Origin of the sequence: Streptococcus sp. C150 (assembly GCF_000187445.1) — a bacterium.
GTDB classification, from domain to species: domain Bacteria; phylum Bacillota; class Bacilli; order Lactobacillales; family Streptococcaceae; genus Streptococcus; species Streptococcus raffinosi.
The window spans coordinates 348,668-364,800 of the sequence record NZ_GL698449.1; the positions used below are offsets into that span (position 1 = coordinate 348,668).

Here is a 16,133-nt window from a genome sequence, read left to right on the forward strand (position 1 = left end):
TCTAAAAAAATCATATAATTAAATCAAAGAAGTGATGGGAGAAAAAAACCATGTCAAATCGTTTTTATAAGACACGAAAAAATAGACTAGTTACCGGTGTTGTTGCAGGTTTGGCAGACAAGTTCGGCTGGGATTTGGCCTTGGCTCGTGTCTTGGCTGTTATTCTCATGATATCGACTCAGTTTGGCATCGTTTTGTATATGATTTTAGCTTTTCTTCTCCCTTATAAAGAAGATATTTATCCTGAAATCAAACTCAAAGATGGACGCAAGCGCAAAAATGCCGAACCCGTTGAAGATGAGTGGAACTGGTAAAATTTATAGTTAAAATAAAGTGGCCTGTGCTAGGACTTTGGTGCCTATCATAGGTCTTTTTTGGTTTGAAGGCCGCATTGAAAGCCTTTTTATGTTACAATAAAACTAGTAAAAAATCGGAGGAAATCACATGACAGTAACCGTTAAAATGTTGGTTGATAAGGTTAAACTCAAGGTTATTTATGGTACCAAAGAGCTATTAGAAAAACCAATTACAACCGCTGATATCTCTCGTCCAGGGTTAGAAATGACGGGTTATTTTGACTACTATTCGCCAGAACGAATCCAATTGGTTGGGATGAAGGAGTGGTCTTACCTTAATACTATGACTGACTATAACCGTTACTCAGTCTTCAGTACTATGTTCAAAAAGGAAACGCCAGCTATTATCGTAGCACGTGAGCTTGAAATTCCTAAGGAAATGCTTCGAGCTGCCAAGGAAAATGGCGTTTGTGTGCTCCAAGGCCATAACGGAACATCAACACTTTCTGGTGAGATGTCTTGGTACCTCAATGCACAGTTGGCTGAACGTACCAGTGTTCATGGTGTCTTAGTAGATATCTACGGAATGGGCGTACTTATTCAAGGTGACTCCGGTATCGGTAAGAGTGAGACAGGGCTTGAGTTGGTTAAACGTGGTCACCGTTTGGTTGCGGATGACCGTGTAGATGTTTATGCCAAGGATGAGGAAACCCTCTGGGGTGAGCCAGCCGAGATTCTTCGCCACCTTCTTGAAATTCGTGGTGTTGGGATTATTGATGTCATGAGCCTCTACGGAGCAAGTGCTGTTCGTAATTCTTCTCAAGTTCAGTTGGCTATCTACCTTGAAAACTTTGAAAAAGGTAAGATTTTTGACCGACTCGGAAATGGCAATGAAGAGATTGAATTGCAAGGGGTTAAGATTCCATGCGTTCGCATTCCAGTTAAAACCGGTCGTAACATATCTATTGTTATCGAAGCTGCAGCCATGAACTATCGTGCCAAACAGATGGGATTTGATGCGACTAAAACCTTCGAAGACCGCTTAACAAAACTCATTAGTGAGAACGGAGAAAAGTGATGTTAGCAACTATTGATCCAATTGCCCTAAAGCTTGGTCCCATCAGCATTCATTGGTATGCTATCTGTATTGTATCTGGTCTTTTACTTGCTGTTTATTTAGCCCAGCGTTGGGCTCCCGAAAAGGGGATAGATCCTGAAAATATCTTAGATTTCATTCTCCTTGCTTTTCCAATAGCCATTATCGGTGCACGATTCTATTATGTGATCTTCCAGTGGTCTTATTACAGCCAAAATCCATCGGAAATTCTCGCTATTTGGAATGGTGGGATTGCTATCTATGGAGGTTTGATTGCCGGAGCGGCTGTTCTTTATTGGTTTGCTAAGCGCCATGCCATTGCTGTTTTAGACTTTTTGGATATTACGGTACCTGGCGTTATGATTGCTCAGAGTATCGGACGTTGGGGCAACTTTATTAACCAGGAAGCCTACGGGAAGGCAGTTAGTCATCTCAACTATGTTCCCGAATGGATTCGTCAACAGATGTATATCGAAGGCAGTTATCGTGTTCCCACTTTCCTTTACGAGAGTCTGTGGAATTTACTAGGCTTTCTTATTATTCTAGGACTGCGACGTTTTAAAAAGGGACTACGACAGGGAGATTCGACCTCATTCTATCTTATCTGGTATGGTATTGGACGTTTTGTGATTGAGGGAATGCGTACGGATAGCCTCATGTTCGCTGGCTTGCGTGTTTCCCAATGGGTCAGCATCGCCATTCTTATCTTGGGAATAGTCTTGCTCTATTTCCGCAAGCAACGCCCCGAAGCAGATTATAAAATGAAAAACTAGTCATACCACTCAGACTTTGTTATAATATAATGAAATTTATCATAACGAATGTCAAAAAAAGCTGGAAATTTAATTCAGTTTTTCTTTAAAAGGTAAAAAGGAGTCCAAAAAATGGCAGAAATTGCATTTCTTATTATCGCAATCGCTCTTGCAGCCTTCTTAGTTGCATTGATTCCAACACTACTTCGTACACGTCATGTGGTCAAAGAAGTTGAAGAAACGGTTGCTGTTCTACGCACAGATATTAATGTCACACTTCATCAGACTAATGAAATCTTGGCTAAAGCTAATGTTTTGGTCGAAGATGTCAACGAAAAAGTTCAAACCATCGATCCACTCTTTGTGGCAGTAGCTGAGCTTTCTGAAAGTGTTTCTGATTTGAATACTGAAGCCCGTTACCTTGGTGCTAAGGCAAGCGCTGCAGGTGCAAGTGTTGGTAAAGCTGGTTCAGCCTACGCTGTTGGTAAGATAGCCTCAAAACTATTTCGTAAAAAAGACAAGAAAAAATAAGGAGGTCTTTTCATGAGTAAATTTCTAAATACCCTAGTTATTGGAGCAGCTTCTGGAGCTGCTGCAGCTTATTTCTTCACTACTGAAAAAGGTAAAGCCGTTAAGACTCGTATTGATGAGGAGATTGCCTCATTCAAAGAAGATCCTAAAGCTTACCAAAATCAAGTGGTGGAAAAAGCTAACGACTACAAAGATTTGGCAGTTGATACTTTCCAAGACTACAAAACAAAATTTGAAAATGGTGATATCACTGCAGATGATTTGACAAAAGCCGTTCAAGAAAAAACAGCTCAAGTTGCTGAATTTGCAAAAGATAGCTTTGAATTAATCAAAGAAAAAACAGCCCAAGTGACACCTGAACAAGCAGATGTGGAGGCTAAAACACAAGCTATGGTTGATGATATCGTGATTGATATCAAAGATATTTCTGAAGCAGCAGCAGAATCAGAAGCAAACTAAAAAAGAGCCCGCTGGGCTTTTTTTAGTGCTTGGAAAAGTTAAACTGGACTTCTATGTTAGTCAGGACTTCAAAGACATTTGTCATTGAGTGACAGTATTGTCTAATGAAATGACAAGAAAAACGTTGACCCGAAATCAACGTTTTTTTGCTTTATAATTTTCGATGAGGAAGTAAATGCCAACCTGTCCCAGGATACTAATTGTAATAGCCCAGAAAAAGGCCCAGAAGGAAGCCACCTGTGCTACCAAGAAAAGGAAGGCAACTAGGACTGTTGAAATACAGAAGCTTGAGATACGTCCGAAGAAAATCATATCTTGTAGCTTAATACTATTATTGTTTAAGCCTTGATAATCCTGATAACTAGTCATTTGTGAGCTATCACTCTCAAGATCTTCCATGTGATCAAATTGACGGTTTAAGTTGTCAGCCATGTCTGCCTCCTTTCTATATCAGATACCTAAAACACTTTTAGTGTTGGCAAAATGACTCAGTCAGTATTTCACTATTTAGAATCTCATTAATAATACCATAAAAAAATTGGACTTGCAAAGTTTTTTTGTATTTTCTCTAAAATCGAGTATTCGAAAACTAAATATAAATATCTAAATACACATAAATAGACTAAAAATTCTAAAATAATTAGGTTATTTGTGCTATAATGTAAGTTATGGAAAAAATAGTGATTACAGCGACAGCTGAGAGCTACGAGCAGGCACGTGAGCTCCTAGAACTTGGCGTAGATCGTATTTACATCGGCGAAAAAGCCTTCGGCCTTCGTTTGCCAAAGCCTTTTTCATTCGCAGAAATGCGAAAGATTGCAGAGCTGGTACATGAGTCAGGTAAGGAATTAACTGTTGCAGTTAATGCCCTCATGCACCAAGGTATGATGGATGCTCTTCCAGACTACCTTGATTTTCTTGAAGAAATCAAGGCAGATTATATCACGGTTGGTGATGCGGGAGTTTTCTACATCTGTAACCGTGACAATCGTCCCTTCAAAATGATTTATGATGCTTCAACCATGGTAACCTCTAGCCGTCAGATTAATTTCTGGGGCAAACAAGCAGGAGCTTCTGAAGCAGTTTTGGCTCGTGAGATTCCGTCTGCGGAACTCTTCATCATGGCTGAAAATCTTCAAATTCCAGCTGAGGTTTTGGTCTATGGGGCAAGTATCATTCACCATTCCAAACGTCCGCTTCTTCAAAACTATTACAACTTTATCAAAACAGATGAATCTGTTACTAAAGAACGTGACCTTTTCCTCTCTGAGCCTGGAGATCCAGATTCTCACTACTCAGTTTATGAAGACTTGCATGGAACACATATCTTTGCCAACAATGACCTGGATATGATGACCAAGCTTTCAGAACTCATCGAACATGGCTTTGACCACTGGAAATTGGATGGCGTTTATTGTCCGGGTGAAAACTTTGTAAAAATTACTGAGTATTTTGTGAAGGCTCGTGACCTCATTGAAGCTGGCGAATTTTCACAAGACCAAGCCTTCCTTTTTGATGAGGCTATTCACAAATTACACCCAGCCAACCGTGGTTTGGATACAGGTTTCTATGATTATGAACCTGACCGTGTAAAATAAACATACTTCCTCCTTCGTTTGAGAGTTTTCCATTTTCAGGGAACGAAGGAGCCTTCTAAAAACTAAAATCGACAATCTTGCAAATTGGAGAAATTATGACTACAACTAAAAAACGCCCAGAGGTTCTGGTACCTGCTGGGACTTTGGAAAAATTAAAAGTCGCTGTAAATTACGGCGCAGATGCTGTTTTTGTTGGTGGACAAGCCTATGGTTTGCGTAGCCGTGCCGGAAACTTTACCATGGATGAACTTCGTGAAGGTATCGAATACGCTCACGCTCGTGGTGTTGATGTGCACGTTGCCTCAAACATGGTTACCCATGAAGGAAATGAAAAAGGTGCTGGTGAGTGGTTCCGTGAATTGCGTGACATGGGACTTGATGCCGTTATCGTATCTGACCCAGCCTTGATTGAAATCTGTTCAACCTACGCTCCAGGACTCAATATCCACTTGTCAACGCAAGCATCTGCGACAAACGTTGAAACCTTCCATTTTTGGAAACAGTATGGTTTGACCCGTGTTGTTTTAGCACGTGAGGTTACCATGGAAGAATTGGCCGAAATCCGTAAACGCACGGATCTTGAAATCGAAGCCTTTGTCCACGGTGCTATGTGCATCTCATACTCAGGTCGCTGTACCCTTTCTAACCATATGTCAGACCGTGATGCCAACCGTGGTGGTTGCTCTCAGTCATGCCGCTGGAAATACGACCTTTACGACATGCCATTCGGCCAAGAGCGTAAGAGTATTCATGGTGAAGTTCCTGAAGAATACTCAATGTCAGCCGTTGACATGTGTATGATTGAAAACATCCCAGACCTTATCGATAATGGTGTTGATAGCCTTAAGATCGAAGGTCGTATGAAATCTGTCCACTATGTTTCGACGGTTGCCAACTGTTACAAGGCTGCCTGTGACGCCTACATGGAAAGTGCAGAAGCCTTTTACGCCATCAAAGATGATTTGATTGATGAGCTTTGGAAAGTTGCCCAACGTGAATTGGCAACAGGTTTCTACTACAAGACACCAACAGAAAACGAGCAACTCTTTGGTGCCCGTCGTAAAATTCCACAATACAAATTTGTTGGTGAAGTCGTTGACTTTGACCCAGCAACTATGACAGCTACAATCCGTCAACGTAATGTTATCCTCGAAGGTGACCACGTTGAATTCTACGGACCAGGCTTCCGTCATTTCGAGTGTGACATCAAGGACCTTCACGATTCAAATGGTAATAAGATTGACCGTGCACCAAACCCTATGGAACTTCTTACGATCACTGTCCCACAAGAAGTTAAACCTGGTGATATGATTCGTTCAACCAAAGAAGGTTTGATTAACCTCTACCAAAAAGACGGTTCAAGTAAAACTGTTCGTGCCTAATGACGAAAAAAATAAACGGTCTTTTAGTAGATAATGAGAGCAGGTGCCAGCATTATCACACAGAGCTTGATATTGTTGCCCTAAAATGTTTCCAGTGTCAAAAATATTATGCTTGTTATCAGTGTCATGATAGCTTGGAGGACCACAAGTTTCGAGCCTATCCTTGTCAGTTGAAGGAGGACAAGGTTCTTATTTGCGGTGTTTGTAGGCAGGAAATGACTATTGAGGAGTACCAAGAGGCAGTAGCCTGTCCCAATTGTCACAGTCGGTTTAACCCAGCTTGTTCAAAGCACTATGACATTTATTTTGCAAAATAAAAAGATTGAAGATTCTGTTCCAACGAACAAAGTCTTCAATCTTTTTTAGTTAAAGTAGCTATGATTTTTTAGTGCTTTTAAAACTGGCTTAGTCACCAAAGAGACGATGAGTCCTTTTAACAGGTCAGGAATGATAAAAGGTGTCAAACCGACAGCTACGGCTGTAGACCAACCCATATTTCCCAGGAAGTGAAGGGTGAGAATTCCACCGACAAATACTGGGACATCTCCTAAAACAAAAGCCAAAAAGATTTTCCAAATGGGTGTATCAGCATTGGTCAGTTTAGAAGTGATAAAGGCGAAAAGGGGATAGGCAAGTATATAACCAGCTATTGGACTAAAGAAGGTTTGAAAACCACCGCTACCTCCTGCGAAAACGGGTAGACCAATTGCACCGAGAATAAGATAGAGGAGAGCAGCAAGGGTAGCTTCCCTCGGTTTAAAAATGGCAGCCACCAGTCCTACAGCAAAGGTCTGTAAGGTGATGGGCACCGCTCCTATCGGAATGATGATTTGTGATAGGGCAGCAATGATAGCAGCACCAAAAGCTGGAATGATGATATAAAGTGTACGATTCTTTGACATTTTTAGTTAACCTCCATTCATACAACAGTTAACTTATTATAGCAAGTAGTATATTTTTAGTCAACTGAAAAATAAAACAAAGTTAACTATTTCGTTAACTTCGTTGTGGTATGATTTTGAGACGTTTAATGTCTTTTAGTTCAATCATGCTGATAACCTTATCTTGTTCGATGAAGAGTGCTTGTCGTTCCCTGTCATAACGATTGATGTACCCTTTATAAATCTTTTGGTTAGACGTCAGCATGACCATCTGTTTATTATCAATAGCATGATAGATATCATTAATAAGCTGATTCTGCAGTAGGTGGACAGGTTTGCTGTGACCTGTTTCCACAAACTGATGAAGCTGATGCTTTACCGCTTCTAAAAAGTTTATCATGGTCATTTCCCTCGTTTCTTGTTAAAATAATTATAGCATGAAAGGTGACATTTTGTGGATAAGTTAGTCAAAATCGCACCATTTTCACAGAAAAAAACGAATAAACCTAGTGGAGGTACAAAATGGCAGAATTTTCATTTGAAATTGAAGAAAAACTCTTGGTCTTGTCCGAGAACGACAAGGGTTGGACCAAGGAACTTAACCGCGTGAGCTTTAACGGAGCACCAGCCAAGTATGACATCCGTAGCTGGAGCCCAGACCACACTAAGATGGGTAAAGGTATAACCCTTAGCAACGAAGAATTCCAAGTTCTAGTTGATGCCTTCAAAAAATAAGAAATAAGGTCAGCAGAAGAGCTGGCCTTATTTTTGTGTTTAAAACGTATCAAAGATAAGTTTGAGATTAAGAATGGTTAGGATAATAGCGATGGCATAGCCAAGCAAAGTATTCCACTTGGCATTGACGTGTTTTCCCATGAGTGATTTTTTAGAAGTATAGTAAATCAGAGGGAAAATAGAGAATGGCAAGGCAAGTGAAAGGAAAACCTGAGAGTAAACCAAAAGTTGATCCAAAATCTTTTCTTGATCACCGTAAAGAATGGCTACGATGATGACAGGTAGGAGGGCAAAAAGACGTGTGAACAAACGAATCACCCACTGTGGCAACCTCATATGAAGGAAACCTTCCATAACAATCTGACCTGTCAAGGTTCCGGTGATAGTAGAGTTTTGACCACTAGCCAAGAGCGCCAAGGCAAAGAGTGTTGAAAGTGTCGAACTAGCTATCGCACCGGCAATCTTAGAGTCTTGAAGGGCATCGTACATTTGTGAAAATGCCGAAATATCAGAAGCATGACCATAGAAGAGAGCCGCCCCCAAAATCAAGAGGAGGGAGTTCACCACAAAGGCCAAACTCAACTGAATATTAGAATCCCAAGTCATGAAGCGCACAGCCTTGGTTACATCTTTTCCATCAGTGTGGTCTACCTTACGTGTCTGAGATATGGATGAATGTAAGTAGAGGTTGTGAGGCATAACCGTTGCCCCGACAATCCCAAGTGCCAAGGTCAACTGGCTGGTATGTCCAGGAGCATGTGGCTCAAATAGAGTCGCTGTAGGGAGATAGCCCTTGAGAATTCCTGTTATACTAGGCTCGGACAAGGCCACTAGATAGACAAAGATAATCAAGATTGTCAAAATTAAGGTAGAAACAATCGCTTCGATTTTCTTGAAACCTAGCTTCATGATGAGTAGTAGCAGGAAGACGTCTAGGACAGTTGCCAGAATGGCAATCATGATTGGGATACCAAAGAGAAGGTTTAAGGCGATGGCAGAACCAAGCACCTCAGCCAAGTCCGTCGCCATCAAGGCTAACTCCAAGATAACCCAAAGCGTGTATCGCAACCATTTTGGCGAGTGAAAGGCAGTAGCTTGCGCCAAGTCCATCTGGGTTACAATCCCTAATTTCCCAGACATTTGTTGCAACTGCATGGCAATCAAAGAGGAAATTAAGATAATGAAAAGCAAACTGTACTTGTAGGTTGCACCACCAACAACACTGGTAATCCAGTTTCCGGGATCCATGTATCCCACAGCCACTAGTGCTCCAGGGCCTAAGAAAGCCTTGAGATTTTGCCCAAAACGGTTATTATTTGGTGTATCAATTGATTGGTTCACTTCAGAAAGTGAAACCTTTTTTAAAGATGTCATAAGCACCTCTTTCTAAGTCTTATCTGAATGGAAGTGTCACTATTACCACTCAGCCAGACAACCTAATTATAACACTATGAGAAAGATGTGCAAGATTTTGCAAGACGTTGGCATATTTGTCAAATCTGACTTTTTAGCATTGGCTTTTTATACTCAACTATAAAAGTAGAGTATTTAATGGATGAGGTAGAAAAATTAACTAGATAATTTGCCATCGAACTAGATAGAGCACCTTGAAAATCCTGGACTGACAGGAGATTACATTGGTCTCTGGAAGTCTCTTTAGTACAAAGAAAACAAAGTATGGTTTATCCTGCTAAACAATACGCTATCTATGCAGTAGCAGTCCTTACATGTCAATCAGTTTGGGTATCAGTATCAAAAGCAAAAATTTGGACATAAGAAAATGCTTCTCTCGATTGAGAGAAGCGTTTTTAAATATTATCTGATGTGAGTCTTATATTGACTGAACATCTCGTCAATGTCATTTTCAACCATGTGATAGATTTTCCAGTCAAATTCAGTTCTCGCAACATCATCAACCAAGACTGTATAGCAAAAATCCATATAATCTTCATAAAAATCAGAGATAAAGGGGAGGAGTATGTCACTAACGTCATTTGAATAGAGTTTTTCATCAAGATGTTTAAAGAGATAGTCTGTACCTGTAATCTTTTCATTCTTGAGTTTTTGTGCATCCTCAAGGTTAAATCCATCACTTTGGGGATTAAGAAAATCATGTTTTGCTAACCAAGCTACGAAGATACTGAGATGAAAAGCAGCTCTTTTACTAATCTCTTGCATATCTGATTGGCTTAGTTTTTCTGAAGGGATATCGTTTTCTTCACAATAAAATACAAGTGCGTGATCGAAGAAATAATCTGTGCGGTCTATGGGAAAGTCTACTTGGCTTTCTTCTATTTTTGTATCAGCCTGTTCACCCACACTTGATTTTTTCTTAAATAGGGACTGTAATTTTTTGAACACGTTTATACCTCATATAAAAATATCCCATTATTTGACTAATGGGATATCACTTTTTATTTCATAGTTGGGAACAACAAGACATCACGGATGGTTGTTGTGTCAGTGAGAAGCATGCAGAGACGGTCGATACCGATTCCGAGTCCACCTGTTGGTGGCATACCGTATTCGAGAGCTTCAACGTAGTCGTAGTCGATGCCTGTTGCTTCGTCGTCACCGAGTTCTTTAGCAGCAGCTTGTGCTTCGAAACGTGACAATTGATCGATTGGGTCGTTCAATTCGGTGAAGGCATTTCCGTACTCTTTTGTCATGATGAAGAGTTCGAAACGGTCAGTGAAGCGTGGATCTTCTGGGTTTTTCTTAGCCAATGGAGACACAGCAACTGGGTGACCGTAAACGAAAGTTGGTTGAATCAAGGTTTCTTCAACGAATTCTTCGAAGAAGGCGTTGATGATGTGACCAACTTCAGTGTAGTGTTTTTCAACTGGAACATTCTTTTCTGCAGCGATTGCTTTGGCTTCATCCAAAGTCATATCTTGCCAGAAGTTAACGCCAGTGATTTCCTTGATTGCATCAACCATGTGGATGCGTTTGAATGGTTCGTTGATCTTGATTTCAGTTCCTTGGTAGTTGATAGGTCCATCACCTTTAACCGCTTTAGCAGCATGTTGGATGATACCTTCAGTCAAGTTCATGATATCGTGGAAGTCAGCGTAAGCTTGGTAAACTTCGATAGATGTGAACTCAGGGTTGTGAGTGGCATCCATACCTTCGTTACGGAAAATACGTCCGATTTCGTAAACACGTTCCATACCACCAACAATGAGACGTTTGAGGTGGAGCTCAGTCGCGATACGAAGTACCATGTCGATGTTTTGTGCATTGTGGTGAGTGATGAAAGGTTTAGCAGCAGCACCACCAGCTTCATTGTGAAGAACAGGTGTCTCGACTTCAAGGAAACCTTGTGCATCGAGGTAGCGACGGATTTCAGAAATGATTTTTGAACGTGTGACAAAGCGGTCAAAGCTGTCACGGTTAGAAATCAAATCGAGGTAACGTTTACGGTAGATGGTTTCAACGTCTGAAAGTCCGTGGAATTTCTCAGGCAATGGGCGAAGGGCTTTAGACAAGTGCGTGATATGAGTAGCCTTGATAGAAAGTTCTCCCATATCTGTACGCATAACTTCACCTTCGACGCCGAGGAAGTCACCAAGGTCAGCTTTCTTGAAGATGTCGTAGTTTTCTTCACCGACAGCATCTTTACGTACGTAGATTTGGATTTGACCATCGCGGTCTTGGATGTGGGCGAAGCCAACTTTACCTTTGCCACGTTTAGTCATCAAACGACCTGCGATTGTAGCAGTTTCATTGATTTCGTGCAATTCTTCTTTTGTTTTGTCAGCGTATTTTTCTTTTAATTGACCAGATGTAGCTGTGCGTTCGAATCGCTTACCAAAAGGATCGATTCCTTGTTCAGCCAAGGCCGCCATTTTTTCACGACGGACAATTTGTTGATCGTTTAATTCTTCCATGTGTTGATTTGACATGTTAGTCCTCCATAAAATAGTCGTTACCATTGTATCATAAATAGACCTCTAAAGATAGGAGAAATGGTTGAATCTCAGAGGGAAAATTCTCTATTTTTAGAAAAAATAGAGAGATAGCATTAATCTTTGATTAGAAAGTTACAGAATTTATTGACAAATATAATAAGCCAGGTGTACAATATCATGGTAAGTTTCGTATTTAATAAGGAGGATATACGATGAAAAAGAAAAATTATGTTGGTAAGGCCCTTATGTTTGGTGCTTTACTAGCACCTATTGGGATGCCAACGGTATCTGTTTTGGCAGATAGCTTTTATCAAAATCAAACAAGTGCTCATGCTGCTGACATTACAAACTGGATTGCCAGCACACCTGAACAAATTACAAATAATTTGACAACTCAAAATATCAATCCAAAACAATTGAATGGTCAACAATACGTCATTCAATGGGGAGATACTTTGTGGGGAATCTCTCAAGCTACTGGTATTTCAGTTGAAAAATTAGCTTACGATAACAATATTCAGAATATTGACCTTATCTATGCAGGTGATGTTCTTATCTTGAATCGTGATGGTCAAGTACCAACTGATTACCATGTGACTGGTAGCGGTCATCGTTGTGCAAACTCTAAAGTAGTTATCAACAACTACTATGGAGACCACAACCGTGTTGTCATCAAAAATACGACATTTGTATCTGATGACCACTCTAAGACTACAGTTATCTATGCACCAGATAATTCTGACAATAGTCTTTCATTCTCAAACACTAACAATAACTCAGGTGACAAAGATACCAAAGATTCTAAAGATACTAAAGATTCTAAAGATAGCAAGGATTCATCTTCATCATCATCAGAATCTAAGGAATCTAAAGATGCTTCATCAAGCTCATCAAGTTCAACAAGTGGATCATCATCTTCTACTTCAAGCTCAACAGCAAGCAGTAGTGAAAGCAAACCAACTACAGAAAGCTCTAAGGAAAAAGAATTGTCTGATGATGCTTTCCAAGACAAGGTTCAAAGCGAATTCGAACAAGTTTATCAACAAAAACGCTCAGGTAGCCCAGCATGGTCTTTCTTCTCACATGTGACTGATACAGCAGGTGGCAACACTGAAGCTAAGAAGGATACTGAAAGCACAGCTCTCTATCGTCAAGGTGAAACACCTAAGGCAGAAGATATCGTTGATGGACCTAAAGATGGTGCCAAAACTGAATCTAATGCCAAGGCTCTTGCAGAAAAAATCTATGACGCTCTTAACAGAGACAGCAAGATGTCAGATTTAATCAAGGCAAAATATGCGCAAATTAAGGTAACTTACCAAGGCGATAAATGGACCTTCAACGTTGACGTTTACAAAGAAAAAGAAAGCTCATCATCAAGCTCTGAAAAATCATCTGAATCTAAGGATTCTTCAAATAATGATTCTCAAACAGAATCACGCATGAGCTCAAGCTCTTCAAGCGACGACCATTCATCAAGTTCTTCAAGTCATAGTGATTCAGACTCAGATGCAACTTTTGATGACCTAAATGGTGATAACTAGAGAGGGGCTAAGCATGTCAAAGAGAAATATCATTATTAGTGTGATTCTTGCCTGCCTTGTGATTACGGGTACTGGTTTCGGTGCTTTCTATTATTGGGGCACACACCATTTAGATAGTGTTGTACCTGGTAAGGTTTATCAATACTCAAGCTCACTTAACGGTGAGGTCAATAACCGTGTCATGTATGTTGCCTTCCAAGAAGGTGGTAACAAGGCGATTGTCGGTCAGGACCGTACAACTGTTCTTAATGCCGCTAAAAGTCAAGGCGATTTTGACAAGGCCTACAATGATCAATCAGCTAAATGGGAATACAGCGTAACGAAAACAACGCTTACCCTTGGTAAAAAAGAAAATGATCAAGTGTCACAATGGCAATACAACAAGGTCTTTGCTTATGGTGACCACTTCACATCAAAAGACTTTTTCTACCAAATTGCTAAAGGCGGTCAAGGCGAAGTTAAACAAAAAATGACCTTTAAAGAAATTCAATAAGCATTAGATTCGTTCAAAATGCTTGAAGGTTTGGGACCTGGTGTTCCAAACTTTTTTTAATGCCTTAACACCCTTAGAAAATAGACAAGATTACCTAAAAGAAGTGAAGTGGAAAATTGAAAAAATAGAGTAAAAACGATATAATAGGGCTGTTTGGGCAGTTGCATGCAGGTCAAATAAGACAGGCAGGACTGGCTATGGACAGTTGACCTAAAGCTAACTTTTGCCGGGCTGAGAAACAGTTATAAGGCTGGCTACTTTTTCTGTCAGTCAGTGTACTTACTAATGTGTTTAAGTCCCTGGAGAAGAGAATTGATTCAAGAAAGAATGGACAGATGATTACTTCTATTGTTTTTGACGTTGACGATACTATTTATGATCAGCAGGCGCCTTATCGTATTGCCATGGGAAAATGCTTCCCTGACTTTGATATGGCACACATAAATCAGGCCTACATTCGTTTTCGCCACTATTCTGACGTTGGTTTTCCACGTGTAATGGCCGGTGAGTGGACAACCGAGTATTTCCGTTTTTGGCGCTGTAAAGAGACACTTTTGGAGTTTGGTTACCGTGAAATTGATGAAGCAACGGGCAATCATTTCCAAGAGGTTTATGAGCAGGAGTTGGAAAATATCACCATGCTTGATGAGATGCGCATGACCCTTGATTTCCTCAAGGAAAAGAAGGTTCCAATGGGCATTATTACCAATGGCCCAACAGAGCACCAGCTTAAGAAGGTTAAAAAGTTGGGACTTTACGATTATGTAGATCCTAAGCGTGTTATTGTTAGTCAAGCGACTGGCTTCCAAAAACCAGAGAAGGAAATCTTTAATCTTGCAGCTGAACAGTTTGACATGAATCCGTCAACAACATTATATGTCGGAGATTCTTATGACAATGATGTCATGGGTGCCTTCAATGGTGGCTGGCATTCGATGTGGTTTAACCACCGTGGCCGTAGCCTTAAACCAGGGACTAAACCAGTTTTTGATTTGGAAATCGATAATTTCGAGCAACTTTTCGGAGCTGTCAAGGTACTTTTCGACCTTCCTAATAACAAATATATTTTTGATATTAACGATAAAGAAAATCCGGTTCTGCAACTGGGCATCAATAATGGTCTCATGATGGCAGCTGAGCGTCTTCTTGAGAGCAATATGAGTATTGATAAGGTGGTTATCCTTCTTCGTTTGGATGCCAATCAAGAAAAAATTATTCGTATGAAATATGGCAAATAAATAGAACGGTCTCGAATGGCCGTTTTATTGTCTAAAGAGTGATAGGAGGAGGTTGAAAATGACAGAAAAAAACAGCCTGAGACAGGATATTGAAGCACTATGTGCTGAGCGTGATGCCCTGGAAAAAGAGGTAGAAGCACTTAAAGCTAAACGTGATGATCTCTTTGAAGGTGTTAGAGATGCAGAACAGATGAAAAGTGTTGCCTGGGATTCATTTTATGCCTTGGCGGATCACCTCAGGGCTGAAGAAAAGCAAAGAGAATTTGCTAATAACTATTGGGAGCATGTTTCTGGTGATCTCAAGATAGACATGGAATTTGTCTTAAGTCGTGGTCTACGGTTTAAACGTTTACTGTCTCAAGGACAGTTTGACCTTGTCTCACAGGAATTAGACGTTTTTGAAAAGGAATTAGACGATTTGGCTCGAAGTTTTGGTGTTGAGCTTGATCGTCTACCAGAGGAACCTAGTCCTATAGATTAGTAAGGATTGCCCTTAAAGTGTTTGCTTTAAGGGCTTTTTGAATACCAAAAAAGCGATCTTAATAAGAATCGCTTGGTTTATCTTGTTAGACGATGATTTAGCTGATTTTGTTTTCTTTATCCATGTAAGATGTGTCATTCCAACGTTTGAGAGTGAAATGTTCGCAATCTTCTGTTTCAAGAATAGTGACCGATGCGTTGTCGAGACCACCAGCCTGACGGAGCAGACCTGGCTCAAATCCCAAGAGGCTACGAATCGAAGCTGTTAAATTAGCTCCGTGCCCCACAAGGAGAACGTTTTTAGCATCACTATCTTTAAGTGTTTTGATTAATTGGGCGACACGTTGAGTGGTGCTATAAACAGACTCTGCATGGAAATCTTTAGCACGGAATTTGGCTAGGTTATTGCGAAAAGCGTGCATTTCTTGTGGATAAATCGATTGGACCAAAGAAATCTTTTGGCCTTCAAGTTTACCCAAGTTCCATTCACGCAGTGCTTTTGTGTAGGTAACCTCAACCTTACTTTTTTGAGACTCAATAATGAGTTCCGTTGTTTTTTTAGCGCGTGGCAGATCGCTTGAGAAGACTAGATCAAAATGTGTGTCACTAAGATAGCGACCGAGCTCACGTACTTGTTTAATTGATTCTTCAAGTAGAGGCGAATCCCCTTTGGCACCTTGAAGACGTCCTTCTAAGTTCCATTCAGTTTTACCATGACGAACGAAATATAGTTTCAT

At 40.4% G+C, this 16,133-nt stretch carries 20 protein-coding genes; 13 read left to right on the forward strand and 7 right to left on the reverse strand.

The features are described 5' to 3' along the window. Positions 1 to 50 precede the first annotated feature (50 nt). From HMPREF0848_RS01705 to HMPREF0848_RS01725, 5 genes are all read left to right on the forward strand, one after another. Positions 51 to 314, forward strand: coding sequence for a PspC domain-containing protein (locus tag HMPREF0848_RS01705; RefSeq protein WP_008534213.1), 264 nt, complete (start codon positions 51 to 53; stop codon positions 312 to 314). A 130-nt stretch (positions 315 to 444) separates the two neighbouring features. Next, entirely contained in the window at positions 445 to 1,374 is a 930-nt protein-coding gene (gene hprK, locus HMPREF0848_RS01710; RefSeq protein ID WP_008534214.1) for an HPr(Ser) kinase/phosphatase, read from the forward strand. After that, positions 1,374 to 2,165 (forward strand): prolipoprotein diacylglyceryl transferase, encoded by a 792-nt coding sequence (gene lgt, locus HMPREF0848_RS01715; RefSeq protein WP_008534216.1) that lies wholly within the window; start codon positions 1,374 to 1,376, stop codon positions 2,163 to 2,165. Before hprK ends, lgt begins: the two co-directional genes overlap by 1 nt. A 111-nt stretch (positions 2,166 to 2,276) precedes the next feature. After that, on the forward strand, positions 2,277 to 2,675 hold the full coding sequence (locus HMPREF0848_RS01720; RefSeq protein WP_002888763.1) for a DUF948 domain-containing protein: 399 nt from the start codon (positions 2,277 to 2,279) through the stop codon (positions 2,673 to 2,675). Positions 2,676 to 2,687: 12 nt separating this feature from the next. Next, positions 2,688 to 3,134 carry a YtxH domain-containing protein gene (locus HMPREF0848_RS01725; protein WP_008534217.1) on the forward strand — a complete coding sequence of 149 codons (447 nt, stop codon included), beginning with the start codon at positions 2,688 to 2,690 and terminating at the stop codon, positions 3,132 to 3,134. Between the two features lie 135 nt (positions 3,135 to 3,269). On the opposite strand, the gene HMPREF0848_RS01730 is transcribed toward HMPREF0848_RS01725, so the two are convergent. Beyond that, a complete protein-coding gene (locus HMPREF0848_RS01730; protein WP_008534218.1) occupies positions 3,270 to 3,566 on the reverse strand; it encodes a DUF3270 domain-containing protein in 297 nt (98 codons plus the stop codon). A 236-nt stretch (positions 3,567 to 3,802) separates the two neighbouring features. On the opposite strand from HMPREF0848_RS01730, the gene HMPREF0848_RS01735 reads away from it, so the two are divergent. The 3 genes from HMPREF0848_RS01735 to HMPREF0848_RS10340 all read left to right on the forward strand — a co-directional run bounded on the left by HMPREF0848_RS01735 (position 3,803) and on the right by HMPREF0848_RS10340 (position 6,431). Further along, positions 3,803 to 4,732 (forward strand): peptidase U32 family protein, encoded by a 930-nt coding sequence (locus HMPREF0848_RS01735; RefSeq protein WP_008534219.1) that lies wholly within the window; start codon positions 3,803 to 3,805, stop codon positions 4,730 to 4,732. A gap of 95 nt (positions 4,733 to 4,827) precedes the next feature. Further along, complete coding sequence (locus HMPREF0848_RS01740) at positions 4,828 to 6,114, forward strand: peptidase U32 family protein (protein ID WP_021145677.1); 1,287 nt, start codon at positions 4,828 to 4,830, stop codon at positions 6,112 to 6,114. Beyond that, positions 6,114 to 6,431: a CHY zinc finger protein gene (locus HMPREF0848_RS10340; RefSeq protein ID WP_008534221.1), complete on the forward strand. Its 318-nt coding sequence runs from the start codon at positions 6,114 to 6,116 to the stop codon at positions 6,429 to 6,431. The genes HMPREF0848_RS01740 and HMPREF0848_RS10340 overlap by 1 nt, the downstream gene beginning before the upstream one ends. 45 nt (positions 6,432 to 6,476) lie before the next feature. Here the strand turns inward: HMPREF0848_RS10340 and HMPREF0848_RS01745 are convergent, their stop codons facing one another. Together HMPREF0848_RS01745 and HMPREF0848_RS01750 are read right to left on the reverse strand one after the other, a co-directional pair. Beyond that, positions 6,477 to 7,016, reverse strand: a complete 540-nt coding sequence (locus HMPREF0848_RS01745; RefSeq protein ID WP_008534222.1) for a biotin transporter BioY — start codon at positions 7,014 to 7,016, stop codon at positions 6,477 to 6,479. 94 nt (positions 7,017 to 7,110) lie between these two features. Further along, complete coding sequence (locus HMPREF0848_RS01750; RefSeq protein WP_008534223.1) at positions 7,111 to 7,395, reverse strand: hypothetical protein; 285 nt, start codon at positions 7,393 to 7,395, stop codon at positions 7,111 to 7,113. A 122-nt stretch (positions 7,396 to 7,517) separates the two neighbouring features. On the opposite strand from HMPREF0848_RS01750, the gene HMPREF0848_RS01755 reads away from it, so the two are divergent. Continuing rightward, positions 7,518 to 7,730: a YdbC family protein gene (locus HMPREF0848_RS01755; protein WP_004183933.1), complete on the forward strand. Its 213-nt coding sequence runs from the start codon at positions 7,518 to 7,520 to the stop codon at positions 7,728 to 7,730. A gap of 39 nt (positions 7,731 to 7,769) precedes the next feature. Here HMPREF0848_RS01755 and HMPREF0848_RS01760 read toward each other — a convergent pair whose 3' ends face one another. The 3 genes from HMPREF0848_RS01760 to lysS all read right to left on the reverse strand — a co-directional run bounded on the left by HMPREF0848_RS01760 (position 7,770) and on the right by lysS (position 11,635). Further along, positions 7,770 to 9,104, reverse strand: coding sequence for an Nramp family divalent metal transporter (locus HMPREF0848_RS01760; RefSeq protein ID WP_037608776.1), 1,335 nt, complete (start codon positions 9,102 to 9,104; stop codon positions 7,770 to 7,772). A 441-nt stretch (positions 9,105 to 9,545) separates the two neighbouring features. Then, complete coding sequence (locus HMPREF0848_RS01770; RefSeq protein ID WP_008534225.1) at positions 9,546 to 10,091, reverse strand: DUF7832 domain-containing protein; 546 nt, start codon at positions 10,089 to 10,091, stop codon at positions 9,546 to 9,548. A 53-nt stretch (positions 10,092 to 10,144) separates the two neighbouring features. Further along, positions 10,145 to 11,635 carry a lysine--tRNA ligase gene (gene lysS, locus HMPREF0848_RS01775; RefSeq protein ID WP_008534227.1) on the reverse strand — a complete coding sequence of 497 codons (1,491 nt, stop codon included), beginning with the start codon at positions 11,633 to 11,635 and terminating at the stop codon, positions 10,145 to 10,147. A gap of 218 nt (positions 11,636 to 11,853) precedes the next feature. On the opposite strand from lysS, the gene HMPREF0848_RS01780 reads away from it, so the two are divergent. The 4 genes from HMPREF0848_RS01780 (at position 11,854) to HMPREF0848_RS01795 (ending at position 15,397) form a co-directional block, all read left to right on the forward strand. Continuing rightward, a complete protein-coding gene (locus HMPREF0848_RS01780) occupies positions 11,854 to 13,185 on the forward strand; it encodes a LysM peptidoglycan-binding domain-containing protein (protein WP_037608778.1) in 1,332 nt (443 codons plus the stop codon). A gap of 13 nt (positions 13,186 to 13,198) precedes the next feature. Then, positions 13,199 to 13,678: a hypothetical protein gene (locus HMPREF0848_RS01785; protein WP_008534230.1), complete on the forward strand. Its 480-nt coding sequence runs from the start codon at positions 13,199 to 13,201 to the stop codon at positions 13,676 to 13,678. A gap of 335 nt (positions 13,679 to 14,013) precedes the next feature. Beyond that, complete coding sequence (locus HMPREF0848_RS01790) at positions 14,014 to 14,916, forward strand: HAD family hydrolase (protein ID WP_004183924.1); 903 nt, start codon at positions 14,014 to 14,016, stop codon at positions 14,914 to 14,916. Between the two features lie 58 nt (positions 14,917 to 14,974). Further along, complete coding sequence (locus tag HMPREF0848_RS01795) at positions 14,975 to 15,397, forward strand: hypothetical protein (RefSeq protein WP_037608780.1); 423 nt, start codon at positions 14,975 to 14,977, stop codon at positions 15,395 to 15,397. A gap of 97 nt (positions 15,398 to 15,494) precedes the next feature. On the opposite strand, the gene HMPREF0848_RS01800 is transcribed toward HMPREF0848_RS01795, so the two are convergent. After that, complete coding sequence (locus tag HMPREF0848_RS01800; protein ID WP_008534232.1) at positions 15,495 to 16,133, reverse strand: histidine phosphatase family protein; 639 nt, start codon at positions 16,131 to 16,133, stop codon at positions 15,495 to 15,497.